Origin of the sequence: Pseudomonas gorinensis (assembly GCF_042015035.1) — a bacterium.
In the GTDB taxonomy this organism is placed as follows: domain Bacteria; phylum Pseudomonadota; class Gammaproteobacteria; order Pseudomonadales; family Pseudomonadaceae; genus Aquipseudomonas; species Aquipseudomonas gorinensis.
Map to the genome: position 1 here is coordinate 688183 of NZ_CP167125.1, position 23582 is coordinate 711764.

The following is a 23582-nucleotide window of genomic DNA, read 5'->3' on the forward strand; positions in this document are numbered from 1 at the left end:
GTTGCTCCGTTAACGGTTGCTGGACATGAATTGTTTGCAGCGCGCCGAAAGCGGGTTATCAAACACCTGCTGTGGCGATCCTTGCTCTTCGACCAGGCCCTGGTGCAGGAATACCACTTCACTGGACACCTGGCGGGCAAAGCCCATTTCATGGGTGACCAGCAGCATGGTGCGGCCCTCTTCGGCCAGCGCGCGGATCACATTAAGTACTTCCTGGACCATTTCCGGGTCAAGGGCCGACGTGGGCTCATCGAACAGGATGACCTTGGGCTGCATGGCCAGGGTGCGGGCGATGGCCGCCCGTTGTTGCTGGCCGCCGGACAGTTGCGCGGGGTAGGCGTGGCGTTTGTCACCGATGCCGACCTTGGCCAGCAGGGCTTCGGCGACTTCGATGGCTTCGGCCTTGCTCTGGCCGAGCACACGGCGAGGGGCCTCGATGATGTTGTCGAGGATGCTCATGTGTGGCCACAGGTTAAAGTTTTGAAACACAAAACCGATTTCGCTGCGCAGGCGGTTGATCTGCTTGCCGTCGGCGGCCATCAGCTCGCCGTTTTTCGCGGCCTTGAGCTTGAGCTCTTCGCCAGCCACCAGGATCTGCCCCTGGTGCGGGTTCTCCAGCAGGTTGATGCAGCGCAGGAACGTGGACTTGCCGGAACCGGAGGAACCCAGGATCGAGATCACATCGCCGTCGCGAGCGGTCAGCGAGATACCTTTGAGTACCTCCAGCTCACCATAGCGTTTATGCAAGTTGCGGATTTCAAGCGCGGGCGTGGCCTCAGCCATGTGCGGTCCTCATTGTGTTCATTGCGTTCGACGCTGTTGGGCCGCCTTCCTGGCGAGGCGCCAAGCTAGCATAGCGTCTGGATGACAGCCAACAGCGCTGCGGACGGTTAACCGGGGCTCTGCGGCAGGGTGTCGCATCGGCACAGCAGCGTGTCGCGCCATCAACAACCGAACAACCGTTTGATCCCGAAAATCCACAGGCTTTACGTAAAAAGGGCGCGATGGTGCCAGCTTTGGCCGGGTGTTGGAAGGGTTAACCGGGTAAACGGCGCCTGATGGCACTTTTATGGAGCGTCGCGGACTTTACGTGTGTGTTTGTGGTGCACGCTCTGCTCTGGAAAGTGGGTCGCTCGGTAACGCTGTAGCGGAATGCCAGCATTCTCAATGACTTGCAACGGTTAATGAATTGTCCTACAGCCCGCGTCAATTGCGGCTTTGTAACATTTTGGCGCAAATCTTGCGTAAAAAATAAAGAACGCCTTGTTGGTTTCTTTTCACAAGAAAGACTGCAGACCGGGCGAACCGTTTTCGCAATTCCTCGCAAAGGTGTGTCAATGAGTAGTACGCAAAGCTCCAATGACCTCGAACAGGGGCTCAAACCGCGTCACGTCACGATGTTGTCGATTGCCGGCGTTATTGGCGCCGGTTTGTTTGTCGGCTCCGGCCACGCGATAGCTGCCGCCGGCCCTGCGGTGCTGCTGGCCTACGCCGCTGCCGGTACGCTGGTGGTGCTGGTCATGCGCATGCTGGCCGAGATGGCCGTGGCGTCACCGGACACCGGTTCGTTCTCCACCTACGCCGACCGGGCAATCGGTCATTGGGCCGGTTTCACCATTGGCTGGCTGTACTGGTGGTTCTGGGTCTTGGTGATTCCTTTGGAAGCCAACGCCGCCGCCACCATTCTCAACGCCTGGTTCCCTAACGTGGCCATCTGGGCGTTTACCCTGATCATTACCTTGCTGCTGACGGCGACCAACCTGTTCAGCGTGAAGCACTACGGCGAGTTCGAGTTCTGGTTCGCGTTGATCAAAGTCGTGGCGATCGTGGGCTTTGTGATTCTCGGCCTGGCCGCGATCTTCGGCTTTTTGCCGACCAGCCAGGTCAGCGGCGTGTCCCACCTGTTCGATACCCAGGGCTTCATGCCCAATGGCATGGGCGCGGTATTGGCGGCGATCCTGACCACCATGTTCTCCTTCATGGGCACCGAGATCGTCACCATTGCGGCGGCTGAATCGAAGAACCCAGGCCAGCAAATCACCAAGGCCACCAACTCGGTGATCTGGCGGATTGGTTTGTTCTACCTGCTGTCGATCTTCATCGTGGTTTCCCTGGTGCCTTGGAATGATCCGAGCCTGGCGGCCGTAGGTTCCTACCAGACCGTGCTGGAGCGCATGGGCATCCCGAATGCCAAGCTGATCGTCGACCTGGTGGTATTGGTCGCCGTGACCAGCTGCCTGAACTCGGCGTTGTACACCGCCTCGCGCATGCTGTTCTCCCTGGGGCGTCGTGGTGATGCACCGGCTGTGTCCAAGCGCACCAACAAAAGCGGTACGCCTTACTGGGCGGTGATGCTGTCCACGGGCGCAGCGTTCCTGGCGGTGTTCGCCAACTACGTGGCCCCAGCGGCAGTGTTCGAATTCCTGCTGGCCAGTTCCGGCGCCATCGCGCTGCTGGTGTACCTGGTGATCGCGGTGTCGCAACTGCGCATGCGCCAGAAGCGCACGGCGGCGGGCGAGAAGATCGTCTTCAAGATGTGGCTGTTCCCGGGCCTGACCTACGCGGTGATGGTGTTCATCGTGGGCACGCTGACCATCATGCTGTTCCAAGAGGCCCATCGCGTGGAAATCATTGCGACTGGGGTCTTGAGCTTGCTGGTAGTGGCGGCGGGGTTGTTGGTGTCGAGCCGTCGCAAGGCGCAGAGAGTCGGCGCGGTGGTGTTGAATTGATGTGATGGAATGCGGTGCTTGATTGCGCCGCAGTTCAGATGTGGGAGGGGGCTTGCCCGAATGCCAGCCAGTTAAGGCTTTTTTGTAGGAGCGAGCTTGCTCGCGAAAAACCTCAACGATAACGCGTGTTTCCTGAATCAACGCGGCGCCTGTGAGTTTTTCGCGAGCAAGCTCGCTCCTACAGAAGGCGAGCAAGCCCCCTCCCACATGTTGTTTGGCGTCAGTCTTGGGCGTTGGTGAGGGCCTGGGAGGCGGCCACATAGTCGGCCTGGAACTGCGGCGACTCGATCCACGCCAGGGCGGCAGCTTCATCCTCGCTGTCCGTGGCCCACTGCCGATACTCGATCAGTGCCGCCAGGATAAAGTCGGTGGCTTCTTCTTCGCCTTCCTGTTCCAGCACCAGTGCGAGCAGTGGGTGGGCCAGGAACACCGCACACAGTGCCTGCTGGCTGGTCTCGCCGGCGGTACGCATCGCCACGAACAGCTCGGTCAAATCCACCGACTCAAGGTCAATCCGGTCATCATCCCCGGCAAACGCATCCGGCTTGGTCGCGACGGCACGCTGGGTACGGTTCTGCTTGGCCTTGGCCTTGGCCCGGTGGGCACGTTTTTGCTGCTTGTTCGGCGAGGCCATGGGCTCACGTCCTTGGGTCAGGATCTGGGTGGGGTATTGAAGCGCAGGTTGGGGGAAATCCCAAGGGTATCTGGCGCTAATTGGCCGTTTTGAAGCCAGGCCAATGCGATCGGCCACAATCGGTCCTGATACTCGCTGCGAAAGAACGCGAAATGCCCGACCTGTTTTTCGCCGATGTCTTGTGGAGCGATGCGCAGATGGGTGCGCTCACTGTTTGCGAAATAGCCCAGCAAGCGCTCAATCGCTGGCACGGTGCCGAACGGGTCGTCAGTGATGCTGATCGCCAATATCTGCGCCTTCACTCGACTGAATGGCAAGTCGGCCAGGGCACGCCCGCTGGGCCGCGTCTCATACCTGGGCGTTGGCGTGCTCCAGTCGCGCACCACGCCTGCTGGCGTATCCTCCAGCCAGCCCAACCGCTTGCCGGGGAAATACCCACAGAGTGCCGTCACCAGCGGCATCACCACATGCCACTTGGCAAACATCTGCCAGCGCCCGGCGGCTGCGTAATCGCGCCAGTAGGCGAACTGCGCGCCCACGGTGACGATTCGCCGGATCACCGCGCCGGATGCAGCCAACCCCGCCGCACAGCCACCAAAGCTGTGGCCGACCACATCAATCGGTTGGCCTGGAAACTCGCGCTGTGCCCGCCGCAGGATCGCTTCGAAATCCCGCGTGCCCCAATCCGACCACGACGCCTTGAAACCGCGCAACGAACCGAGGCGGGACTCGCCGATGCCGCGATAGTCGTAGGTGATCACGTCGAAGCCGTTGGCGAACAGGTAATCGGCGAAACGTGAGTAGTGGCGGCAACGTACGGAGGTGGCGGCATTGATGATGACGACCGGTCGTTCGAGATCGGTACGCGGGTGGCGCCAGGTGGAGCCTGCGAGGGGGTAGCCGTCGGCGGCGGATTCTTTGAAGGATTCGCGTTGGCTATTTCTGGGTGTAGTTGCACGTTCTATTAAAGAGGCGTCATTCAAGTTCATCGTTTCAAAGCCCCTGCCTGGATTATTGTTTTTTAGTACCGAAATTATTGATTGCATTGAGCAGTACAACGCCTCTTCCCTCGACCTCGCGCCAGTAGAAGCATAGGCTCACGCCTTTGCGATTTACACTGAGTGTTTTCATGACCCGCGACACCCTCGAGCACAATCAGGTCCCGGTCTACTTCGCCGCCGTCCTGCTGGCTGCCGCTTTCGGCCTGCTCGCGCCTTCGTTGGCCCATGGCCTTGGCGCGCTGGTCACGCCCGCCATCGCGGTGCTGATGTATGCGATGTTCCTGCAAATCCCGTTTCTGGATCTGCGCCAGAGCCTGGGTCACAAGCGCTTTCTGGCGGCGTTGCTGCTGGCCAATTTCGTCCTCGTGCCGTTGCTGGTGTGGGGGTTGACCCGTGGCCTGGTGGAGCGCCCGGCGTTGCAGGTGGGCGCATTGCTGGTGTTGCTGACGCCGTGTATCGACTACGTGGTGGTGTTTACCCATATCGGTAAGGGCGATTCACGCTTGATGCTGGCGGCGACGCCGTTGCTGTTGCTGTTGCAGTTGGTGCTATTGCCGGTGTACCTGGGCTTTATGCTGGGGGCGCAGGCCGACGTGGTGGTGCAGGCAGGGCCGTTTGTCGAGGCGTTCCTGTTGTTGATCGTGGTGCCGATGATCCTGGCGGTGATCACCACCTCCCTGGCGCGGCGATCATCGCTGGTCAACGCTTGGAGCAATGCCTGGGCGTGGTTGCCGGTGCCGGCGATGGCGCTGGTGTTGTTCGTGGTGATCGCCTCGCAAATCACCTCGGTGGTGCGGGATATCAACCTGCTGCTCCCGGTACTGCCGGTGTATATCGGCTTTTTGCTGCTGGCGCCGCTGATGGGGGCGTTGGCCGCGCGGTTGTTCGCGTTGCCAGCGGTCACGGCGCGGGCGGTGACGTTCAGTGCATCGACACGCAACTCGCTGGTGGTGCTGCCCTTGGCGCTGGCACTGCCGGAAGACGTGCGTGGGGTGGCGGCGACCGTGGTGATCCTGCAGACCCTGGTGGAGCTGGTGGGTGAGTTGGTCTACGTCCGGCTGATCCCGAAGTGGGTGTGGCCTGCGAGTCGCTAGAAGCGGCAATCTTCAGGTTGTTCAGGCGCTATTCAGGGGCGGGTTCGGCACCATAGGCCCGCGCTCCCTACCTGACAGGTCAACCGATGGATCAACGCTACCGCTTTCGCCTGGAGTCCCTGGGCATTTTTCTGATGGCTTTGTTGCTGTTCACCCTGGGTATCTGGGATCAGCAGCCCCAGGGTTTTGATGGGCGCTGGGCGTTGTTCCTGCAGGAGATGTTTCGCCATGGCGCGAGTCTTTTCCCTACGACCTATGGGCAGCCCTACGCCGACTACCCTGGTACCGCGACATTCTTCAGTTTTGTATTTGCGCGCTTGTTCGACGCGCCGAACCATCTGGCAAATGTCCTGCCCACGGCGCTGGCCTCGGCGGGTGTGGTTGCCCTGATCTATCGCTTGCTGGTGCCTTACGGCCGCAACTGGGCGCTGCTCACGGTGCTGCTGACCTTGCTCACCACTCAGCTGCTGGAAAAGTCGCGGTCGGTCTGCCTGGACCAGATGGTGGCGCTGCTGTGCGTCGGCAGTTTCTATCTGCTGCACAGTGGTGAACGCCTCGGTTCGCGCCTCAGGCAATTGGCGGTGTTCCCGCTGTTCGTCCTGGGCTTTGCGATTCGCGGGCCCTTGGGGTTGATCGAGGTCTGCGGCGTGGTCTGCGTGTATTGGGCGTTGGGCCGTCCCGGCGAGCGGGTCAGGCAGGTGCTGGTGCACGGTATGGTTGGCCTGGTGCTGTTGGCGCCGTGCTGGTGGTTGCTGATGAAGCTGGCGCGGATCAGCGGTGGCGATGCCTTTGCCGATGAAGTGTTCAGGATGCAGGTCGGTGGGCGCCTCGACGAAACCGGTGAGCCGTTCTATTTCTATTTCCAGTTGAGTTTGTACCGCTACTTCCCCGTGGTGCCCCTGGCGTTGGCCACGATGGTTGCGTTGCGACATCGCTGGGCGCAGCGCCAATGCGATGAGAATGTGCAACTGGCGATACGGCTTGCGGCCTGCGGCCTGATGATTTTGCTCGGGCTGTCGGTGCCGCACTTCAAGCGCGCCTATTACATCCTGCCCATGGTGCCAATGTTCGCCGCTGTCGCGGCCTATGGGCTGCTTCACGCGCAGGGCTGGTTTGCGGGCATACGTCGATGCTACGAAGGGCTCGTCGTGGCGCTGCCGGCGTTGGGTGGGGTTGTGGTGTTTGTGTGTCGCTATGGGTGGCAGAAACACGGTTACTGGCCTAACGTTTCGTTGCCTCTGCTGATTGGCGCCCTGGTGCTGTTGCAGTTGGCGGCGTTGCTTGCCTGGCGTCGCAGCGCGCGACTGGTGCTGCTCAGTGCGATTGCACTCGCGGCGCAGTGGTTGTTGCTGGTGACGGTGGTGGAGCCGGCCAAGGACCTGCAGTTCGACACCCGGCAGTTTGTCAGCCAGGTGGAAGCGCTGCGTGCGACGGAGCCTGGGCCATTGGTGTTCGTCAATCTCGGTCGGGACACCTGGGCGGTGCGCTACATGATGAACCTGGACCACGACGAGCAACCGCTGTTCGTTGGGCGCAATGAGATGGAACGGTTGGGCGAACTGCCTCGGCCGGCGTGGGTGATAGTGGCGCGTAAGGAAACCGCGCTGCTGCAGGGAACGCCAGTGGAGCATTTGACTCCGATGTACAACGGGCGCTTGAACGACAACCCGTTGCTGGTGTTTCTGCTCAAGTGAACAGGCGATTTAGAGCGTGTTGGTGTATGTTTGCCGGGTAAATGACCGGCGGGTCATATAACGCCTATCTGGCTTTACCGTTTTTGTAATCGTTGTAACGTGCGGATCAAGGAAATGATGGAAATGGACTTCAAGCGGCCCGGCGCTCAATCACCCGGTGCGACCTCCCTCGCGGGTGGCGGTCACGTGATCGGCCGCTCGCGGCTTGGCTTGCTGAGCATCTGTTTCGACGGCGGCTGCAGTTACCCCTCGATGATTATCATGTTGCAGGGCGTGTTCAAGCGCTACGGGCGCCTGGTGCGCTTTGGCGAGAAGTTGTCGGCGCAGGACTGGTTAAATCGGGTCGAGGAGCGCGGCTTCCAGGTGTCGGACCAAGAGAGGGCGGCGGTGGTGACGCTGATGTGGGATCGGCGTTGAGTGACCGAGTGGCAGGGGCGATGTTGAATCGCCCTTGATCAAGGCGCTAAATCCAAGGCAACAAAAAACCCGCACCAGGCGGGTTTTTTGTGTGTTCCAGATGATAGTTGCACCACCTGAAACTTAATAGTGGTGCCAGAGACGGAATCGAACAGTTTGAATTACTTGTTGATTTTAAAGGGTTTATATCGTGGTTAATTCCGTATCTACTCACAAATCTACTCACTTTTTACAATTCCGCTCGCTTTTGAACGAGTCGGTGTCGGGAAAAATCAAAACACGGGACTAGCTGGTTAGCTCCGACGAACGGTAACCAGCGAGCAGCTACGGTCTATCGAGCAGTTGAGGGAAGCCGAAAGGATCTTTAGCCAGAATGAAAAAAGCCCGGCACTTGGCCGGGCTTCTTGTACGAAAAGTTTCCGACGTTTACACCGGAGAAAACGCAGTCAAGATCTCGTGAACACTTGGCTTTTGATCCAGGCGACGAATCATTGCATCGTACTGGTTCAAATCCTTTGGCTCGCGAGCAGGGCGCACTTGCTGGTTCTCAAGGCTCATTGCGCTTCTGGCTACTGCCGAAGTATCAGAATCCGCTAAGCGTTCTGTTGAGAAGGTCATATCAGGCTCCTTAATCTGCTCGGTTGAAAAAACGGGGATTCAATTCAGGCCGGAAATAATGCTTCCGATCTATCCACACAAACCCATCATGCTTGCTAATCACTGCAACATCTATGGGGCCTGACACCGATTCGCTAGGTTTCGTAACCCTTTCCTTGAGTGACTCTAGCTCAATCAGGCTTTTTGCCAAGGCCGCCATGTCTGGCAAAGGAAGCGAATGTATAATATTGGACAGAGGAAATACATGCTGGTTTCTGATTTCCTGATACCACCTGTCTGTATGCTCTTGGTGGGCAGCACCTACTAGTTCCGCGAGTCGCTCCTCTGTAAGCGGGCTCTGGGCCCCGCATTCTGCGATCACTCGCCTACCCAAGTCGGTAAGCGCCTGTTGAGTCGAGCCGTAGGTATTGCCCAAAACGTCTGGTGCGACCCCCATTCGAAACGTATCGATCATATGCGTTGTAGCAAACGGCTGGATGACGGCGGGCGAATTCGCGTCCATCACCCTTGGCTCATTTCGCTTGAATATCAGCCGATCACCCAACAGCCCGTAGCAAACATAGACTTCGAGCGAAGGGAAATATTCCTCCTTGCCGTAGCCTGCGACTACCACACCTGTTTCGTCGGCGAAATTGAGAAACTCTTTGACGGCTAGCTTCACCAGCGCAACGATGAAACGAGGGATGAGGTATCCGCGTGAGTCTGACTGTATAAATAACAGAACTGACGTCGGCGCCTCCTCTGTGAGTACAGCCGAAGTTTTGGCAGTGGCATTGGCAATATCTGCTTCAGTTAAGAGATCCGGAAGCGGCAGAGCGTCGATTTCTTCCTCTGTGAGCGTCAGCGCCGTTTCAATTTCAGCATTACTTTTTTCAGCGAGCCCCTCAATATCCTCAACCCCCGCGTGATTGGCGACCAGCATCTGAAGACGAAAGTGAGCTGCTCCGATTAGGCTGACTAGCGCCTTGTCCTTCGCCTCATCGGAGAAAAACTTGTCATTGTGCTGAATGAACTCAAAAAAACGCTCGGGATAAGTTTTGAGATTGTCGTACTGTTCCTTTCCGAGCGACTCTCGGAAAGCTTTGATTGGCAGCTCCCAGGGAACACCTTGCAGCCCAGCAGAACCGTAAATCATTAAGCCTACGGGGCCGGATCGAGCAAGCTCGTATAGCTTGTTGGCTCCCTTAAAATACCTGCGCTCCTGTCTACCGTCCTTCCACGAGGTGACGGTAACGGCACTATCTGCAGCTAATACGACAGCGGTACGGTTCATGATTGCGATTTCGGCTGTCATTCTCTGTCCCTGATTATTCTTGACGTCACGGATGGCTATATATGCCAGCCTTTAGGGCTATTGGTAATAGCGAGCAGGGCTGGTGCAAACAGCTTAGCTAACACTGAGCATTGCGATTACTTTGTCGAAAGATCTTCCAATAGTAGGTAATTTCGCCTCGGGGGGCTTGCAACACAGGCTGCCCTTGCCTCGATTTCTGCGGACGGACACTACCCCGGATCAGGGTAGCGGTCATTCATGGGGTGTTTCGCGAAAGGGAGGTGTTCAGGATTCTCTGTAATTAACCTGGGCTCCCATTTCGGTATGGCAGGTGCCGGAAAAGCCAGCGAGATCCCGGCAGTTCACTCTCGTGGCTACAAGCGCATTTCCCTGATGACTCGCCTTAGCTCAGCTCCCCGCGACAGGGCGCGCCGGGCGTCCTTGGTAAGCTGGTCGAGCGCTTGCTCCTCGAATGCTGCCGCCATTGCGCTGGCCTTCCTGACGATCAGCAGCGCCAGCTCCGGCGGAAACACCACCTTGTCGGCGGGTAGATAATCACAGTCAATAACGGACATCGACTAATCCCTCGATTTACGGGGCAGTGGTATGGGGTAGCCAACTCCTACCCCATCGTTGGCGGGATTAACCTTTCTTTGTTGGGGGCGGCGGAGGCGGACGTTTAGCGTCTTCGTTATTTTTCACAAATCTCATTGGTGGCGGCGGTGGCGGTGGCGGTGGTTTCTGATCGCTCATTTGGACTGACCTCGGGGTGGTGGTGGATGTAAAAGGGGAGAAAGGAGCACAGCGCCAGGATGATAGTCAGTGTCACATACGAAGCGAGGGAGCCAAGGTACTCGGTCCGCTTATCGTTGTTGGCCGTATTGGTGGCAGCCCCTTCAATGTAATAGTTCTGAATTACCAGCCTAAAGTAGGTATCACCGTCATCTGGATTCTTCCCATAGGTTTTGAAGTGAAGATTTGAAGATTCACGGTACTTCTCGAGCTCAATCAGCGTAGGCAGGCCTTTGTCGTAATCCTTCAGCTGCCACGACGACCAGAAGTAACGCGCGCCACAGAGAAGCAGCAAGATAGTGAACAAATAAAAGATCCAGAAAAAAACACCAGATGGGCCGTCCTGAGTCGTAGGCGCCTTGTTAAGCATATAAGAGAGAAAGGAAGCCACTGCAACCATCATTGCCAGCGGCAGGTTTAATCGAGAAATCAGCTTTTCTTTCCTATCCATTTCGTAAAAATAGATTTTTTCGTAAAAGCTGAAGCGTTCTTTTTCGTCCATGTTTAGCACCGGTGCTTGTTTATGCGGGGCGTCACATTTGTGAGCTTCATTCGAAGCTTATGCCACGTTGAATTACCTGGCGCCAGCACCGAGCGCATTTGAGATTGGTTTGCGAAATTATCACTATGTGCTCCAGCTTACTGTCAGGTCGCCGAAGACCTTCGCAAACTCTTGACAAGCATCTGGCTCGATCACTTTTCCTTTCACGCTGAGAGCCTCACAGCGCTTAGTCTGCGGACGAATTAAGCGCCACTTTCCGATGAACATCCGTCAAGTGCCTGTCTAGTATTACCTGACGCGCTAAGGATTTGTCTGGCCCGGTATTTCACCCCCCCCCATCCCGCCAGCAGGGCCTTGATATTGATCGAGCAGCTACCTTGACGGGTACTTCTAGAGTTCTTGACGAGGCTGGTGATGGCCAAGCTGCGAGAATGCCCGCAAAGCCCTGCCACGCTTGGCTTTAAGCGATCCTGCTGCTGGTGGCGCCAGATAAATCCGTCAAGACCTGTCAAGAATTTCGTCAAGGCTGGTCAAGGATTCGGCTCTCGGAACCGCCCGCCGCGGGTATGCCCAAAATTCTGGACGTGGTGGGTATCTGGACTGCTACGCCGATCTGTCGGAGCCCTTCATCGCTGGGGCTCCCGGCCTGAATCAGGTTGCGTGCCGCGCCGCGATCCGTCCAGAACTGTCCAGAATTATTTGCCTCCTCACGACTGCCCCAGACTGCCGGCGACAGTCAGCTCAGCAATACCCTGGCGAATGAACGCCAGGTTCTCATCGAGCGTTTCTAGCGCGCCGCGAACGTTGTTGGCAATGTCTGCCGATCCGCGCTGTTCGATCCAGTGGGAAAGCTCCTCCACTGCGGCGCCCAGTGCGAGCTGGTTTTGATTGAGGCGATCGAACAGGCTGGCGATCAGCTTGGTATCCGTCATGGCGACTCTCCGTGTTTCGAGAGAGCGTAGCACCGGCGCCGTGAATGCCCGGAATCACCTTTACATGGTTTGCGTCTGCCGGCGGCAAATTGGCCTGGCGATGTGATACGGGATTTCCCCGCATCTAATGCGTGACCCCCGCCCGCATTGGGCGATGCGTGTTCTCAGGCGGCCACGCCCGCCGAATCCGTCTCATGCCTGTCTCACATTCGCCAGCGATTCGGTAAAGGCCAGGTAAAAGTAGGCGGGCCGAAAGCGCCGTATCCGTCTGGGGTCTGTCAGGGGTATCAGCGGCCACGGTGCGCTTGTTTGACGGGCTGGCCACGCGATAAGCCTCAGACGCCCACCCGGCGCGGTTTTGGTCTGATGCCTGTCTCGCATTCCGTCAAAGTGTGGTCAAAGTAATAGTCGGCGCCAGCGTGTTGGGATCTACACGGTGAGTTGAATTCAACACTCAATGCTGGCGCGGATCGTGCGCGCCGGCCAGTCGAGCTCGTGCCGTGGGTTTGGTTTGGGCCTGGCCAGGTTGCCAGTGGAAACCACTGCAAAACCCTGGAAACCACAGTGGAAACCAGCGCCTGGCAACCACAACTTTTGATAACAGGCTGGCGGCCGGGTTCGCACCAGGTTCGCGTAAGAGGATGCGAACCAGAAGTGCGAACCTCTACGCGAACTAGGCGCCGGTACGCGCTCAGAATGCGTAATAGCAGTGCGCAATTTGCGCAGTTACTGCGCATTTAAATAGGAGATTCATTGCTGGCGCTGATGATTAACCTGATTTTATACAGATCACGACGAAGGTGCCCGCGCTACAACGATGGACAATAAGCTAGGATCTTGAGCTTAAGCCAGAATGCGGACGCCGAACCTATGGAAAGTAATCAGGACACACTGACAAGGTTGCGTGAGAGCAATCTCCGCGACCCTCTGATGCATGCCGATGCCCTCTTTTCGATAGAAGAGGGGGTGAAAGGCATGGCGCTCGCGACTGAGCGTCTCGTCGACCAAGTGGATGAGTTGGAAGCAGGTCAAAAGCGGCGCTATGAGGATCTCTGCAGTTACTTGCTGAGTGGACCGCAAAACACCCTACCGGAGATCGCTCGTTCCCTTCGCCATATCAAAGTGCTTCTCGTGGCCATACTGATTTTGTTCGTAATCAACTTTTTCAGGTGAAGCGACAACTGAGCGTGGCCGCGCGTTTGCACCAGGTGCGCGACGAACTGCGCGAAACACGCCTCCGGAACTGGGCGCCAGCATTCCGTGGGGCTGTTCTGCAAATTGGTCACTGATGGTGGTCACCGCGCTTGGTCACCCCTGGCTCCGGCGTGGATGAACGCCAAGCCCTGGATACCGGAGTGGATACCGCGCGATCTGGTCAGTGCTGGCGACTTAACAAAACTTAACTTTTTGCAAGGCGATAGCCTGACAAAACCTGACATCGAGTGAGCACCAGAACCATATAAAGCCTAATATCGATTCGAGTATTGACCTTGGTTAAGTTAAGCTGGAGGGTTTCGTTCAATGTCTGTGAAGTCTTCCTCTTCATAAAGTTGGTCAAGTTTGCCCGCTAACTTTTCATTTATATCCAGGGCGTGAGTTGATGTCGTTTCATAGAGCTTTATGAAGTGTGAATGGCGGCTCGAAATTACCGGCTTGTAATATAATGCAGCGCACGCAGTAAACCAGAACACTAGAGAAAGTAGCCGTACTAGTGTATCGCTTACAAGCGCTACGCTTGGAGTCATGACTGGCCCGAGAGTGAATGGGTTCCCAGCTCCAAGGAATCGATCGCTGATTGCGATTCTACTGGGATGTGCCTTGTCCGAGAGCTGATAGTAAAGAGCTTGGGTGCGTTCCAGCGCCTCTCCGGCGGGAGATGTGTTCAGCACTTTTCGCACCTCTTTGTTTACGACCTCTTGGCCGCGAAACCATTTGTCGTACAGCTTTTTGTCGATTATGAAAGCATTCATTAGAGATACGTTTTCATATATTCGCCTGATTAGCGGTGCCGCCGCATTTGGCAGGCCCAATTTAATGACGGCTACGGCTCCATCCAACAAGTCATAAGTGTCAGCAATAAAGTTTCTGACCGCTATGTCGACGCCCCCAGATGGCTTGTAAGCACCAATTATTTGCACTAGTTTTATAATCAATATTTTATAGTTGTCGAGTGATTTTAAGTGAGGTGAAAACATCTTTGCTATCTCACTTTTTCTCAACTCTGTGAGATTTTCCATTTCTTTGAGACTTTCAGGGATTCTCATTTGTATGTCCGTTAGTGATGTCGCATCCGAATCTTCATTCGTTCAATTTGAATCAATAGGGTCAACGGGTCAGACGTCGAGCTTTGTACGACAAGCTACAGTGAAATCCGGACCATGTGGGTGGCGCCATTGGTTACTTTTGGTGGTTACCAGAGTGGTTACCAGCAGGACGGTGAAACAGACGATTTGGTCTGAGTGAGACCATATCGTCTGTCTCAAAGCGTGACAAAGCCGCCGGTAGGCGGCCCTATCTTTTCGTTACAGCGTGGTAGGGAGAATGTCTAAAACACCGTCACCGCTTGTTGATACGCGGTAGTTTTTCACCTTTCCGTCCGTGACGATTGCCTCTCGCTCTTGCCTTTCCGCACCCATCCCGCAGATGCCGCTTCCTTGGTATGCCGCACCGACTACGACCGAGCCAGCAGGGACGTGGAGGGACACCCTTTCTCCAGGCTTGAGTAATGCGGCCACTTTTCCGTCTACGAAAAAGCCCACCGAGCAAAGACTTCCCGTATGGCCAGAGTCTCGGGTCACCGACAATGTGCCAGTACCTGGCGAATTCGTCTGATAGGCGAGAACCCTTTCAGGAGGTACCGCAACAGCGGTTTTCGTTGGCACCGGGGAAGTGGCACAGCCGGCCACAATGGCGGCAAATAGTGCTGTTGTGGCTATCCTGCGCATACATCGTCCTCCGTTGAAAAAGGCAATTTACCATCGTCCCTACATTTGGTCCTCCGCATAAATAGCAGCGCTAATGATTGCGCCGCCCCATCGGCGATGTCCGCAACATAGCGGGACCGGGTTGCCTGATGCCGTTGTGTTTTTTGCACTGCCGAAGGCGTAGCCGGGAGTGTTCTCAGGCGCAGAACTAGTTTTTAGCCCGCCGGCCTGGGGGCTTAGCATTTGAATGATCCCACCTATCGACATTGCGGTACCTGCCGAATACAGGAAAGGCGACGCGGCCGCAAACGGCGTAAAAGACAGCACGTACGCCGCTGCAATAAGTATCCCGCCGACGATTGTCTGAAGCGATCCTGCGCGCTTACTGCCCGTGATAACTGGTGCAATGGTGATGTCGCCGGTGCCGCTGTAATTCAATTCAGCCTCGCCAATGTTCCGCTTGTCTCGGAACACTGCGAACTCCAAGCCTCGAGACTTGGCGTTCGATATGAAGCGCTCAAATCCAGGGATCTGAACACATAAGGCTTTGACGGCTTCCGCTGGGGTACGCACGGCCAATGGATAGGACTTGCCGAACTGGCGAAGGGCACCGCGAAGCTTGAAGTTGATGACAGGGGTGTATTCGATCAGTGATGTGGCCATGGTTTTTTCTCCTACTTTGCATTGGTGGTGTGGGTTGGTACTTCGGCGCCGATCTGCATGGCGAGCATCATTCGGGATGCCATGGCGTCGTCACGGATAGCCTCTTCGCGGCGTGGGTCTGGGTTCCATGCCCAGCAATGAATCGCCTGGTAAGCGCGAGCCCCGCGGAATGTCCCGCGCAATAGGTCGGCTGAGATCCTTCCTTCATCCTCTGTGAAAAACGGTCCATCGATGGTCACCTTCTGCCCGTCACGGACGTGTTGCACTTCCCAGACGAGGTAGCCGCCATTCATGTTTGGGGCGACTGCAAAATCCATCGTTTTGCACGCCTCCGCAAAGCGCTCCCGGTACGTGGGCGCCTGGCCCGCTGTGTTGCTGTCTTGGTCTGTCATGTTTCCTCTGTGCGCCGCTGGCGCTGGTCGTGGGCAGGTGCCCGGAGGTGCTGCTCGGTGTCGCGCCACGTTTTCGTGATTCGCAAAACGTGGCGCGGAAAATGGTCAGTTGCCGACGATGCTCAGGACTGGCGGCAGCTTTGGGCCGAACGGCGCACCAGGGGCGAATGGGTCGGGTAGTTGGTCTTCTGGGCATTCCCTGATGAACCGGATCATGGCGGCGTGGCAGGCGCGATACAGCGGTCCACCGGCACCCCATTCGTCGCTTTTGCGGTCGGCGCTGTCCTCCAGTTGGGATAGATACGCCACTCCGCGAAGGCTGGTGTCACCGTCTGCGATAGCCCGATGACGATGTACTGGGTTGACGCCCAGAAGGTCGCACACCTGGTCGAATCCCAGCGCCTGCGCCAGCCCCTCACGGTCGAACATCAGTGATTGGCCAAACCCCGCAAGTGCGCTCCACGCTCCGCTGCGGGTGGCTTCTTGGTGTTCCTGGGCTCTCTCCTCCAATTCAGCAATGGCCTGCCGGGTGAAGGGGAGGAATGCTTTCAACTTGCTCGCCTGCCGGCGAAGGGCTCGCCGCTCACTGCGGATAACGTCGAGCTGTTCAGTAATGGCGCGACAGATTCGCCGGGTGGTGATGAGCTGCGTGGCGGCGCTGATGCCTGGCTTCAAACCGATGTTGCACAAGCGGGTGATAAGGCTGGGCTTCATTGGTGCGCCTCCATAGGTGTGGCGTCGTAGCTGGTGCGCAGGTGGGCGCCAGCCGTGCAATGGCGGCCGGTGGGTGCGTAGCAGCTCCGACAAACCATGATGTGGTTGAGGTACTGGTCACGGGCTTGTCGCCATTCGGGCGTGGCGGTGGCGGCGTTTGCGTGTGGGCTTGTGATGAGCCGAGGAGTGCGTTCGACAGGGTTGGCCAGCACCAGGCGTGGGCGAGGCCGGCTATCCACCTTTGGCGAGTCGAGCCCGGCGATAGCAGGCGGCATGTGATCGAGCAGGCCGGAAAGGAGACTCATAGCGTCACCTCGGCCAGATTGCTCCACCGCCCATATGTGTCTCTAGAAAAAAATCGGGGGAACGGGGGAACGGTGGGAACAGCCAATGTTCCCGGGGCTTTCAGAGGGGGTTTCTGTTCCCCACGTTTTTTTGTGGGGAACAGTGATAACCAAATACTCGGAAACGCAGACACGCTTATATTCAAAAACATGTTTGTGTTCCCCCTGTTCCCCATACATTCAATAAGGGGGAGCGGCCACAGCCCACGGTTTTACTGGCTGTTCCCCCGTTCCCCCTGTTCCCCACGTTTATAGGTTCCTGTGAACTCGGGCACTCATACTTGGTGGATATGGAGGTCATGCGCCGCCCCCTTCGCTGTCCATAGCCTCTGGGTCGATGACGTACAGGCGCGCCGATCCGCCGGCGGGGATGCGGTACTTTTTGGTTTTGCGGCTATCGCGGTCGGTGTCGCGTTTGGCCAGGGCACCGCCAACCTCCAGTGCCTTGACCACGCGGGTGAGGCCGAACCCATGGGCGGCCTCGATCAGCGCGGACTTGTTGAATAGATAGAGCCGCTTGCCGGCCACCAGCTCCCAGTATCCGGCGCGGTTGAATACCTTGGCGTCCACCTCCGCTGCGTCGACATCGGAGAATCGGCTGCTGCCGTGCTTGTCGATAAAATCGATGATGCCGGCCAGGATTTGGCGGTCTTCTGCGTTGCCCCCGCCGACACGGGAGAGCCATTCCCCGTAGAGCAAGCGGCAGTCGGAGAGGGCGGTGCCCGGCTCCCATGGCAACAGGCCGTAGGCGATGGACATCTCGCCCGCCAGCGCGATCACGGCGAACCGGTCAGCCACGCGGCCGGCCTGGGCGTTGTCCTCGACGAACTGGGCGCGGATGCCGTCAAAGTCACTGAGCAGCCCGGGCTTATCGTCGGCGGCGACCAGGCGCTCCACAAACGCTGGTCCAAGGTGGCCGTGGTGGGCGCCGACCGCTACGGTGAGCTGTCGGTGAAAGTCCGCTCCCTCAAGCCCGTGCAATTCGTCGAAGGCCCGGTGTGTCCGAGTACCAGCGTTCACGTCGACCATGCGCAACTCGGCGCCAGCGTGGGCGGCATTGCCGGATATGGCCGCGTGTTCAGAGAGTGAGCGCTCGCCGCTGGAGAGTGTCAGCAGGCGCCAGCTCAACTTCGCACGGCCTTCACGCTCACGGGTCATGGTGCCTTTACCTTGGCCGTTGGCGAGGGAGTACGCCATTTCCTGTACGCGCTTGGGGTCGGCGCGCTTGATCTCATCCAAGGGCAGGATGGTGTCATTGCGGCTCGATGCCTCGATCTCCAGGCCACCCTTGGTCATGTCCCAACTGGCGGCGAACACGCCCGGGTCGCCCCATACCGACGAGCCGATCAGTTGCGCCAGCGACTTGCCGCTGGAGCTGTCGCCCACCAGGTGAACACCACCGCCCAGCACGCCCACCAAACTCAGCAATGGGCCAGCCAGCGAGCAGCCGATCGCCAGTGTCAGCACCGGGTTGCCCGCGCACTTGGCGGCCACCTCCGATTGCCACAGCGCCAGCTCGCCGCGCCGGCTGAAAAGTACTTGAGCCTTGTTGCTGGCCTGGTACCGCACATTGGCGCTGCCGATGGTTCTCCCAGGCAGCACGAACGCTCCCGATTCATGCCAGCCCGGCCGGCTGGTGGTGGCAAACACTTCTGCAGGATGCTGGTCGAGCAGGTACTCCATGAACGTGCCGCGCTTCTTGAGGGCAATGATGACGCCCATACCGAACAATGCGCGCCGGGCGTCCTCGCCGCTGCCGCCGAACACTTCCATGGCGATGATCCATTCCTTGATGCCGCCCTCTGTGACCAGGCGCAGCAAACGGCCTTCGCTACCATCGTCGCTGTTGGTGGTGCGGGCGACGACGGTGACGGGGCTGGAGATCCACTCATCAGTGATAGGCCGGTCGCCGGTATCGCCCTCGGCGTCGTCCTGGTCAGCGGCGGCGCGCTTGAAGCTATGCCAGTAAACGCCCGGGCGCAGCTTGCGGCCCTTCTCATTGATCACCCAATGCTCATACACCGCCCAGCAGGGGCGATCTGGCGCAATGGCCGCGGCGTCCGGCCGAAGGTTGATCACGTTAGTGTCAGGCTTGGACATGGGCGAGTTTCCAGTTGGCGAGGTCGTTGAAGTCGGTGAGGTCCTCGGGAGCGCCTTCCGGCCATTCAGGGAAAGCCACTTGGCCACCCACGGCCGCCGCCGCTGCGTTTGCCGCTGCGCGACCCGGGTTGCCATCGGTGAGTCGGTCGTCGTCGCCGGCGATGACGATTGGTTGGCCCGGGTAGCGAGCGCGAAGTGCCATCGCCGCCGGGATCAAGTTGCCCGCGTTCATGGCAGCGGCAACGACATAGCCGCCGTGCTGGTGGAGGCTGGCGGCCGTCGCCCACCCTTCACAGATGCACAGCACAGAACCTGGCTCGATGATGCCCAGTGGCGAATAGGTGCCCTTGATCCGGCCGCCGAACAGGAAGTGCTTGTCGCCGTCCGGCCCGATCCTTTGCAGGTTGACCAAGCGCCCATCTAGGTACAGCGGGATCAGCAGGTCAGTGCCACGCTGGCGTAGGCCGTAGGAGCGAACTGCCTTGGCTACCAGATACGGGTGGTCGGGTGAGGCGCGGCGCGCATTGCGCCACCAGCGGTTAGCCTTCTCGGCGGCCTGCTGCTGGCGCCGGTGTTGCTCGGCTTCGCGCTGGCGCCGGGCCTGGTCAACTCGCTCGCGGATCTGGGCCGCTTCGCGGGCGTCCACCGGTTCGCGACTACACCAGGTGCTGGCGCCACCGGCTTTCCAACTGCCGAACGCACCGGATGCAATGCCATCCAGGTACAGCACATACCAGCCGTTGAGCGAGCCAGGCTTATCCTCTGGCACACGGAATCGGTGGATTGCACCGTCGGGCTCTGGTAGCCAGTCGAGAGGGCCATAGACGGCCTGGAGCGCATCACGGAATAGGATCGTTGCGTCAGTCACGCGGCCCCCTTCGGCGGGGTAAACCGCTTGGCCAAGCTCTCCAGTTTCTGAGTCAGGCGCTCCAACTCATCGCATTGGCGGCCTTGGTCCCCCTCCGAGATGCGCAGCTCCAGGAAGCCCACTAGGGCTTCCACCAGCAGCACATAGCTGGCGCTGTCGATATGAGCGCCAGCAGCGGGTGGGCCGCCACTGCCCCTGCGCTTGATTGGGGTCACGTTATCCATGGCCGACCTCCCGGCGATCAACGCCAGCAAAGGCCCGGCAAACTTGACCGTTGTTCACACCGTGCCAGCGGGTAATGTCGTCGATTGACTCAACCAGGCAGGCCGTCACCTGGGCGCTAGCACTACGCATAACAACGCGCCCGCACTCAGCGTCGGCCTCGGTCAAGAATGGTCCCAGCAACGCCTTGGGCACCTTCGGGTGCGTGACGTAAAAAAGTTCGATGGTTTTCTTGAGGCAAGCCTTCGGCGTACCCGCGTTTTTGCAGGTTTGGTTGTTCATGATTTTTTAAGCCTCTACTGAGTCTTTCGGCTCGAACCGTTCGGAGCCATTTCGCATTGCGCGCAAGCCAATCACCGCAGCCCTGGCCACGCGATCTACAAAGCCGATTTCAAGGTTCGTATATCGCCCACCCATGCCGCACAAGGCGAACTGAATGGCGCCGAATGCTTCGGTTTCATCATGCGCGGCCAGCTCGGTGATCTCGTAATCGAAGCAAGCAAGGCCCTTTTCCCAATCGGCAGCTACGCCAGGGTTGTTCCGGGGCCAGTTGATGAGCCTGCCCATGTCGTCGCGCTTGGTGAAACTGAGGTCATCCCGCGTTTGGATTGCCGTTCTCATTCGTCACCCCCGGCGCCCAGACCAGCGCACCCGGACAGAGCGGCGGAAATTGCCTCGCGGTTGCAGTCGGCGGTGTTGGCGCCGTCAGCGGCCAGGTTCCACGCGACATCTACCAGGTTGCGGACGTGCTGACTCGTGCCCTTGTCTGCCAATGCGGCATAGAGAACGGCCTCAACCTTGCGCAGGGCGATCTGGGCGCTTTCGAGATCCTCAAGCGTGTCGTGGGCAATCTCTTGGATGGTGCGGGCGGGAGTATTCATTGCACCCCCCCGGCAGACTCTAGGGAGCGGGCAATGCTCATGTGGTGCGAGTAACGCTTGAGGCGGGTTGCGAGGCTGGAGTTTGCGCGGAGGGCGCTCAGGGCCATGCGGCGGTGAGCAAATGCGCGAATTGCGGACGGAATGAGGGCGGACATAGGTGGCGCTCCAAGTTGAATTTTGGAACTGCCACGGTCCTTCCTACGGGATTGGGTGGCAGCCGTGCGTGGGGTAGGAATACCGGGAAACTTGGAACCCGGCCAGGCCGAAGCCTGCCCACACACGGCCGCCATAACACTTAACTGCGGGCGTAAAAAAAGACGCCAGCAATCGTAATGGGGGCGCCTGTGCGCCAAGTTTTCTGTTGGGTTCCTACACCCGATCATGGATTTTGCCATGACTTGGGGCGAACCATACCGATCACTTACGGCGCGTGCAACCAAAGTTATCGACCGTTTATCGCTGATCATGAGCATAGCTGTCATGGGCGTGCGTCCTCCAAACCGAGTGGCAGCTTCAGTTGCTCCCTCAAATGGGCGACGTGCGCGTACACACCCGGCTTGTCATAGCGCCAGTGAGCCAGCCGGCGACCATTGCTGCTGGCTTCCTGCTTGCGGGCCTCCAGCGTCTGGCAGGCGTGCCCATACCGAGCTTCCCGGAACGCCATTATTAGGCTCGCTTTCAGTTCTACAACGCGGTCGGTATTGCGGGACAACGACAGCAGGAAGAACGCTTGATCTTCGTTCAGCAGGGCGAAGCGCTCCGGCCTACCACCAGCAGTTCCGACCAAGGGTTTCTCCGTTTGAAACGGAACAACCCCGAACTCTGCAAACTTTGCCAGGTAGCGCTCGATCAGCGCGAGGGCATTTTTGTGCTGATTGCCCAACTGCTCGGCGAGTTGCCGGCTGTCCACGCGAGGCTCTTCGCCCACACGGGTTAGCGGGATAATATTCATGCCGCCACCTTCGCACCTGGTTCAGCGATCAGTGTGTAAACGGCAACACCGCGGTGGATGCGCCCCCACTCATCCGTCATCGTGATGCGGTTGGTGATGATCTTGTAGCCGGCATTGCGCAAGTCGCAGATACGGGCACCAGGACGGCAGATGTTTAGCTCGCGCATGATGGTGAACGTGTCAGCAGGCCCTTTACGAAGACGCGGAACAAGCCGTACTAGTTGGGCGTGGTTACTGGTATCGTATAGGTGAGTTTTTTCTGGGCTGGCCTTATTGGGTTGGCCTTTTTTTTGGTCGGCCATTTATGCAGCCTCCACTCGCAGAGCGACTAACGAGTCGCACCAGGCAATAACTTCTGCCTCGATCCAGACGGCGGACTTCGGCCCCAGCATCACTTGTTTGGGGAAGCGCCCAGCGGCGATACGGCGATAGATCTCGGACGTGGAGAGGGTGGTCAGGGCCTTGACCTCGCCCAGTTTGATGAAGCGCCGAGGTTGTTCACATGCGGGGGTAGGCTGTTCTGATTTGCGAATAGGGTGGGCTTGAGTTGCCATCGTCTGCGCCTCCTGGGGCGTTGTTGGTAATCGACGATGACAATGCTGGCGGTAGAGGCTGAGGCGGAATAGGTAACAGGTGGGATTTAACGTGTTACCCGTGGACCGAATTGCTGTCAAAGAAACTAGTGCAGGCCTTGTGGGACGGGGACTGCAACCTGTCACCCCTTATTAATTGATCTAGCTATGGCACCGCCTTTTTTGCGTCCAGCGCTAGTAAGCGCAGTAACGAATAATTTGACCTTCACAGCCGGAAGAGTGATCCCTTTTGCTTTAAACCACTTTTCAACAATTGCGCTCCAGCCAACGGTTGGTGCGGTTGTTCCGTTCTGTGTGACATCGCACCAACATTCAACAATCAAGCGCCCGTCAGGTGGCGAAAGTTGATTGTCGTGGTTCATGAACTCGGCAAGCCCCATGACCTGTTCAAGATGTTCCTCCATGCGAATGTTTTCGTCTTCAGCATCGCGCCTGGCCCGGCGCTCGTCGCTGAGCTCGCGGCGCTGTAACTCCAGCTCGTCAATGAGTTGTTGGTTTTGAGCTGTCTTGATTTCGAGTTGGGCCGAAAGCTCTACTACTTTTTGCTCAGCTCTCTCCCTGGCGATCTGTTGCTCGTCGAGTTGTTCGGACGCGCTCTTTTCACCCTCGCGGCGCAACTGTGCTTGTTGCGCTTTGAGAACTATCGAGGCGTTGCCCGGTATTAGGTGGGCGGGGGCGTAGCTAGTTGCAGCAAAGCCATTGACTGCCGTTGAGACAGGTACGCTGTCGTTTGCCGGTTGAGCGAATCCAGCGGCGAGCTCCGTGCGTGCGGTTGCCTCGTCAACTAAGCGCTCAATCCATTTTCGCCATATCAGCACATTAGCCGCAGGTACTGGGCCAGAGCTGGTGGAGATGGTGGTGGCCAGCCTTCCGTTGCTGGCTGCGCTGAAGTAGTCGGCGAGCGCGCCGTGAGTGATCTGAATATTCCTATCGGAGCGACCTTCTGAAAAGATGCTCGCATGCAGAGATTGAATAGGCTGAGATAACGGTGCCAGCGTATTTAGGGTTGCGGCGAGCTCGAAGGCTAAGAGCCGGGGGTTCAGGTGGTGACCTGACGCCCAGTCAGAATAGATCACGTCGAGCTTTATTCGCCCGAAAGGTCCTATCTGATTGTCTCCACCGGCTTCCGCCATTCGATTAGCTCATATGTGATCGACTGTATGAATAACCAGCCGTGACCAATATGTTAACCGCCCAAGACTTGAAAAAGGAGCCCTTGGTGCTCATTGGGAATGATTAATTA

General features: G+C 58.1%; 28 protein-coding genes. 5 read left to right on the top strand and 23 right to left on the bottom strand.

Annotated features, from left to right (window positions below; translation table 11 throughout):
- Positions 1–9: 9 nt before the first annotated feature.
- A complete protein-coding gene (locus AB7933_RS03065; RefSeq protein WP_024072849.1) occupies positions 10–783 on the bottom strand; it encodes an ABC transporter ATP-binding protein in 774 nt (257 codons plus the stop codon).
- A 554-nt stretch (positions 784–1337) separates the two neighbouring features.
- Here AB7933_RS03065 and gabP point away from each other — a divergent pair.
- Positions 1338–2729: a GABA permease gene (gene gabP / locus AB7933_RS03070; RefSeq protein ID WP_024072850.1), complete on the top strand. Its 1392-nt coding sequence runs from the start codon at positions 1338–1340 to the stop codon at positions 2727–2729.
- Between the two features lie 220 nt (positions 2730–2949).
- Here gabP and AB7933_RS03075 read toward each other — a convergent pair whose 3' ends face one another.
- On the bottom strand, positions 2950–3363 hold the full coding sequence (locus AB7933_RS03075) for a hypothetical protein (protein ID WP_024072851.1): 414 nt from the start codon (positions 3361–3363) through the stop codon (positions 2950–2952).
- 17 nt (positions 3364–3380) lie between these two features.
- The gene (locus AB7933_RS03080) at positions 3381–4352 is read right to left on the bottom strand and encodes an alpha/beta fold hydrolase (RefSeq protein WP_024072852.1); all 972 of its coding nucleotides are present in this window, start codon (positions 4350–4352) and stop codon (positions 3381–3383) included.
- Between the two features lie 140 nt (positions 4353–4492).
- Here AB7933_RS03080 and AB7933_RS03085 point away from each other — a divergent pair, with 140 nt between their 5' ends.
- The 3 genes from AB7933_RS03085 (at position 4493) to AB7933_RS03095 (ending at position 7569) form a co-directional block, all read left to right on the top strand.
- Positions 4493–5458: an arsenic resistance protein gene (locus AB7933_RS03085; protein ID WP_024072853.1), complete on the top strand. Its 966-nt coding sequence runs from the start codon at positions 4493–4495 to the stop codon at positions 5456–5458.
- A gap of 86 nt (positions 5459–5544) precedes the next feature.
- Positions 5545–7152 carry an ArnT family glycosyltransferase gene (locus tag AB7933_RS03090; RefSeq protein WP_024072854.1) on the top strand — a complete coding sequence of 536 codons (1608 nt, stop codon included), beginning with the start codon at positions 5545–5547 and terminating at the stop codon, positions 7150–7152.
- Between the two features lie 114 nt (positions 7153–7266).
- The gene (locus AB7933_RS03095; protein WP_223817908.1) at positions 7267–7569 is read left to right on the top strand and encodes a hypothetical protein; all 303 of its coding nucleotides are present in this window, start codon (positions 7267–7269) and stop codon (positions 7567–7569) included.
- A gap of 426 nt (positions 7570–7995) precedes the next feature.
- Here AB7933_RS03095 and AB7933_RS03100 read toward each other — a convergent pair whose 3' ends face one another.
- The 5 genes from AB7933_RS03100 to AB7933_RS03120 all read right to left on the bottom strand — a co-directional run bounded on the left by AB7933_RS03100 (position 7996) and on the right by AB7933_RS03120 (position 11686).
- The gene (locus tag AB7933_RS03100; protein WP_024072856.1) at positions 7996–8187 is read right to left on the bottom strand and encodes a hypothetical protein; all 192 of its coding nucleotides are present in this window, start codon (positions 8185–8187) and stop codon (positions 7996–7998) included.
- 10 nt (positions 8188–8197) lie between these two features.
- Positions 8198–9481 carry a hypothetical protein gene (locus AB7933_RS03105; protein ID WP_024072857.1) on the bottom strand — a complete coding sequence of 428 codons (1284 nt, stop codon included), beginning with the start codon at positions 9479–9481 and terminating at the stop codon, positions 8198–8200.
- 353 nt (positions 9482–9834) lie between these two features.
- Positions 9835–10035, bottom strand: a complete 201-nt coding sequence (locus AB7933_RS03110) for a hypothetical protein (protein ID WP_024072858.1) — start codon at positions 10033–10035, stop codon at positions 9835–9837.
- Positions 10036–10151: 116 nt separating this feature from the next.
- Positions 10152–10754 carry a hypothetical protein gene (locus AB7933_RS03115; RefSeq protein ID WP_024072859.1) on the bottom strand — a complete coding sequence of 201 codons (603 nt, stop codon included), beginning with the start codon at positions 10752–10754 and terminating at the stop codon, positions 10152–10154.
- Between the two features lie 707 nt (positions 10755–11461).
- Positions 11462–11686: a hypothetical protein gene (locus AB7933_RS03120; protein ID WP_024072860.1), complete on the bottom strand. Its 225-nt coding sequence runs from the start codon at positions 11684–11686 to the stop codon at positions 11462–11464.
- Between the two features lie 870 nt (positions 11687–12556).
- On the opposite strand from AB7933_RS03120, the gene AB7933_RS03125 reads away from it, so the two are divergent.
- Positions 12557–12859, top strand: a complete 303-nt coding sequence (locus tag AB7933_RS03125) for a hypothetical protein (protein WP_041160816.1) — start codon at positions 12557–12559, stop codon at positions 12857–12859.
- 326 nt (positions 12860–13185) lie between these two features.
- Here AB7933_RS03125 and AB7933_RS03130 read toward each other — a convergent pair whose 3' ends face one another.
- From AB7933_RS03130 to AB7933_RS03200, 15 genes are all read right to left on the bottom strand, one after another.
- Positions 13186–13950 (bottom strand): hypothetical protein, encoded by a 765-nt coding sequence (locus AB7933_RS03130; RefSeq protein WP_024072862.1) that lies wholly within the window; start codon positions 13948–13950, stop codon positions 13186–13188.
- A gap of 720 nt (positions 13951–14670) precedes the next feature.
- A complete protein-coding gene (locus tag AB7933_RS03135) occupies positions 14671–15273 on the bottom strand; it encodes a tail assembly protein (protein WP_024072864.1) in 603 nt (200 codons plus the stop codon).
- 11 nt (positions 15274–15284) lie between these two features.
- A complete protein-coding gene (locus tag AB7933_RS03140; protein WP_024072865.1) occupies positions 15285–15665 on the bottom strand; it encodes a hypothetical protein in 381 nt (126 codons plus the stop codon).
- Positions 15666–15770: 105 nt separating this feature from the next.
- The gene (locus AB7933_RS03145) at positions 15771–16379 is read right to left on the bottom strand and encodes a hypothetical protein (protein WP_024072866.1); all 609 of its coding nucleotides are present in this window, start codon (positions 16377–16379) and stop codon (positions 15771–15773) included.
- Entirely contained in the window at positions 16376–16684 is a 309-nt protein-coding gene (locus AB7933_RS03150; RefSeq protein WP_024072867.1) for a hypothetical protein, read from the bottom strand. Before AB7933_RS03150 ends, AB7933_RS03145 begins: the two co-directional genes overlap by 4 nt.
- A gap of 336 nt (positions 16685–17020) precedes the next feature.
- A complete protein-coding gene (locus tag AB7933_RS03155) occupies positions 17021–18823 on the bottom strand; it encodes a DUF927 domain-containing protein (protein ID WP_024072868.1) in 1803 nt (600 codons plus the stop codon).
- Complete coding sequence (locus AB7933_RS03160) at positions 18810–19691, bottom strand: toprim domain-containing protein (RefSeq protein ID WP_024072869.1); 882 nt, start codon at positions 19689–19691, stop codon at positions 18810–18812. The genes AB7933_RS03155 and AB7933_RS03160 overlap by 14 nt, the downstream gene beginning before the upstream one ends.
- Complete coding sequence (locus AB7933_RS03165; RefSeq protein WP_024072870.1) at positions 19688–19915, bottom strand: hypothetical protein; 228 nt, start codon at positions 19913–19915, stop codon at positions 19688–19690. Before AB7933_RS03165 ends, AB7933_RS03160 begins: the two co-directional genes overlap by 4 nt.
- Complete coding sequence (locus tag AB7933_RS03170; RefSeq protein WP_024072871.1) at positions 19908–20195, bottom strand: hypothetical protein; 288 nt, start codon at positions 20193–20195, stop codon at positions 19908–19910. Before AB7933_RS03170 ends, AB7933_RS03165 begins: the two co-directional genes overlap by 8 nt.
- Before the next feature lie 6 nt (positions 20196–20201).
- Entirely contained in the window at positions 20202–20534 is a 333-nt protein-coding gene (locus AB7933_RS03175; protein WP_024072872.1) for a hypothetical protein, read from the bottom strand.
- On the bottom strand, positions 20531–20794 hold the full coding sequence (locus tag AB7933_RS03180; RefSeq protein ID WP_024072873.1) for a hypothetical protein: 264 nt from the start codon (positions 20792–20794) through the stop codon (positions 20531–20533). Before AB7933_RS03180 ends, AB7933_RS03175 begins: the two co-directional genes overlap by 4 nt.
- Before the next feature lie 478 nt (positions 20795–21272).
- Entirely contained in the window at positions 21273–21746 is a 474-nt protein-coding gene (locus AB7933_RS03185) for a Rha family transcriptional regulator (RefSeq protein ID WP_024072875.1), read from the bottom strand.
- Positions 21743–22048, bottom strand: coding sequence for a helix-turn-helix domain-containing protein (locus AB7933_RS03190; RefSeq protein ID WP_024072876.1), 306 nt, complete (start codon positions 22046–22048; stop codon positions 21743–21745). Before AB7933_RS03190 ends, AB7933_RS03185 begins: the two co-directional genes overlap by 4 nt.
- A complete protein-coding gene (locus AB7933_RS03195) occupies positions 22049–22300 on the bottom strand; it encodes a helix-turn-helix transcriptional regulator (protein WP_024072877.1) in 252 nt (83 codons plus the stop codon).
- 161 nt (positions 22301–22461) lie between these two features.
- A complete protein-coding gene (locus tag AB7933_RS03200) occupies positions 22462–23472 on the bottom strand; it encodes a hypothetical protein (protein WP_024072878.1) in 1011 nt (336 codons plus the stop codon).
- Positions 23473–23582: the final 110 nt, after the last annotated feature.

What these genes read in the sequence shown, in the direction of transcription:
- AB7933_RS03065 (WP_024072849.1), bottom strand. Translation starts at nt 783, where the DNA reads ATGGCTGAGGCCACGCCCGCGCTTGAAATCCGCAACTTGCATAAACGC.
- gabP (WP_024072850.1), top strand. Translation starts at nt 1,338, where the DNA reads ATGAGTAGTACGCAAAGCTCCAATGACCTCGAACAGGGGCTCAAACCG.
- AB7933_RS03075 (WP_024072851.1), bottom strand. Translation starts at nt 3,363, where the DNA reads ATGGCCTCGCCGAACAAGCAGCAAAAACGTGCCCACCGGGCCAAGGCC.
- AB7933_RS03080 (WP_024072852.1), bottom strand. Translation starts at nt 4,352, where the DNA reads ATGAACTTGAATGACGCCTCTTTAATAGAACGTGCAACTACACCCAGA.
- AB7933_RS03085 (WP_024072853.1), top strand. Translation starts at nt 4,493, where the DNA reads ATGACCCGCGACACCCTCGAGCACAATCAGGTCCCGGTCTACTTCGCC.
- AB7933_RS03090 (WP_024072854.1), top strand. Translation starts at nt 5,545, where the DNA reads ATGGATCAACGCTACCGCTTTCGCCTGGAGTCCCTGGGCATTTTTCTG.
- AB7933_RS03095 (WP_223817908.1), top strand. Translation starts at nt 7,267, where the DNA reads ATGATGGAAATGGACTTCAAGCGGCCCGGCGCTCAATCACCCGGTGCG.
- AB7933_RS03100 (WP_024072856.1), bottom strand. Translation starts at nt 8,187, where the DNA reads ATGACCTTCTCAACAGAACGCTTAGCGGATTCTGATACTTCGGCAGTA.
- AB7933_RS03105 (WP_024072857.1), bottom strand. Translation starts at nt 9,481, where the DNA reads ATGACAGCCGAAATCGCAATCATGAACCGTACCGCTGTCGTATTAGCT.
- AB7933_RS03110 (WP_024072858.1), bottom strand. Translation starts at nt 10,035, where the DNA reads ATGTCCGTTATTGACTGTGATTATCTACCCGCCGACAAGGTGGTGTTT.
- AB7933_RS03115 (WP_024072859.1), bottom strand. Translation starts at nt 10,754, where the DNA reads ATGGACGAAAAAGAACGCTTCAGCTTTTACGAAAAAATCTATTTTTAC.
- AB7933_RS03120 (WP_024072860.1), bottom strand. Translation starts at nt 11,686, where the DNA reads ATGACGGATACCAAGCTGATCGCCAGCCTGTTCGATCGCCTCAATCAA.
- AB7933_RS03125 (WP_041160816.1), top strand. Translation starts at nt 12,557, where the DNA reads ATGGAAAGTAATCAGGACACACTGACAAGGTTGCGTGAGAGCAATCTC.
- AB7933_RS03130 (WP_024072862.1), bottom strand. Translation starts at nt 13,950, where the DNA reads ATGAGAATCCCTGAAAGTCTCAAAGAAATGGAAAATCTCACAGAGTTG.
- AB7933_RS03135 (WP_024072864.1), bottom strand. Translation starts at nt 15,273, where the DNA reads ATGGCCACATCACTGATCGAATACACCCCTGTCATCAACTTCAAGCTT.
- AB7933_RS03140 (WP_024072865.1), bottom strand. Translation starts at nt 15,665, where the DNA reads ATGACAGACCAAGACAGCAACACAGCGGGCCAGGCGCCCACGTACCGG.
- AB7933_RS03145 (WP_024072866.1), bottom strand. Translation starts at nt 16,379, where the DNA reads ATGAAGCCCAGCCTTATCACCCGCTTGTGCAACATCGGTTTGAAGCCA.
- AB7933_RS03150 (WP_024072867.1), bottom strand. Translation starts at nt 16,684, where the DNA reads ATGAGTCTCCTTTCCGGCCTGCTCGATCACATGCCGCCTGCTATCGCC.
- AB7933_RS03155 (WP_024072868.1), bottom strand. Translation starts at nt 18,823, where the DNA reads ATGTCCAAGCCTGACACTAACGTGATCAACCTTCGGCCGGACGCCGCG.
- AB7933_RS03165 (WP_024072870.1), bottom strand. Translation starts at nt 19,915, where the DNA reads ATGGATAACGTGACCCCAATCAAGCGCAGGGGCAGTGGCGGCCCACCC.
- AB7933_RS03170 (WP_024072871.1), bottom strand. Translation starts at nt 20,195, where the DNA reads ATGAACAACCAAACCTGCAAAAACGCGGGTACGCCGAAGGCTTGCCTC.
- AB7933_RS03175 (WP_024072872.1), bottom strand. Translation starts at nt 20,534, where the DNA reads ATGAGAACGGCAATCCAAACGCGGGATGACCTCAGTTTCACCAAGCGC.
- AB7933_RS03180 (WP_024072873.1), bottom strand. Translation starts at nt 20,794, where the DNA reads ATGAATACTCCCGCCCGCACCATCCAAGAGATTGCCCACGACACGCTT.
- AB7933_RS03185 (WP_024072875.1), bottom strand. Translation starts at nt 21,746, where the DNA reads ATGAATATTATCCCGCTAACCCGTGTGGGCGAAGAGCCTCGCGTGGAC.
- AB7933_RS03190 (WP_024072876.1), bottom strand. Translation starts at nt 22,048, where the DNA reads ATGGCCGACCAAAAAAAAGGCCAACCCAATAAGGCCAGCCCAGAAAAA.
- AB7933_RS03195 (WP_024072877.1), bottom strand. Translation starts at nt 22,300, where the DNA reads ATGGCAACTCAAGCCCACCCTATTCGCAAATCAGAACAGCCTACCCCC.
- AB7933_RS03200 (WP_024072878.1), bottom strand. Translation starts at nt 23,472, where the DNA reads ATGGCGGAAGCCGGTGGAGACAATCAGATAGGACCTTTCGGGCGAATA.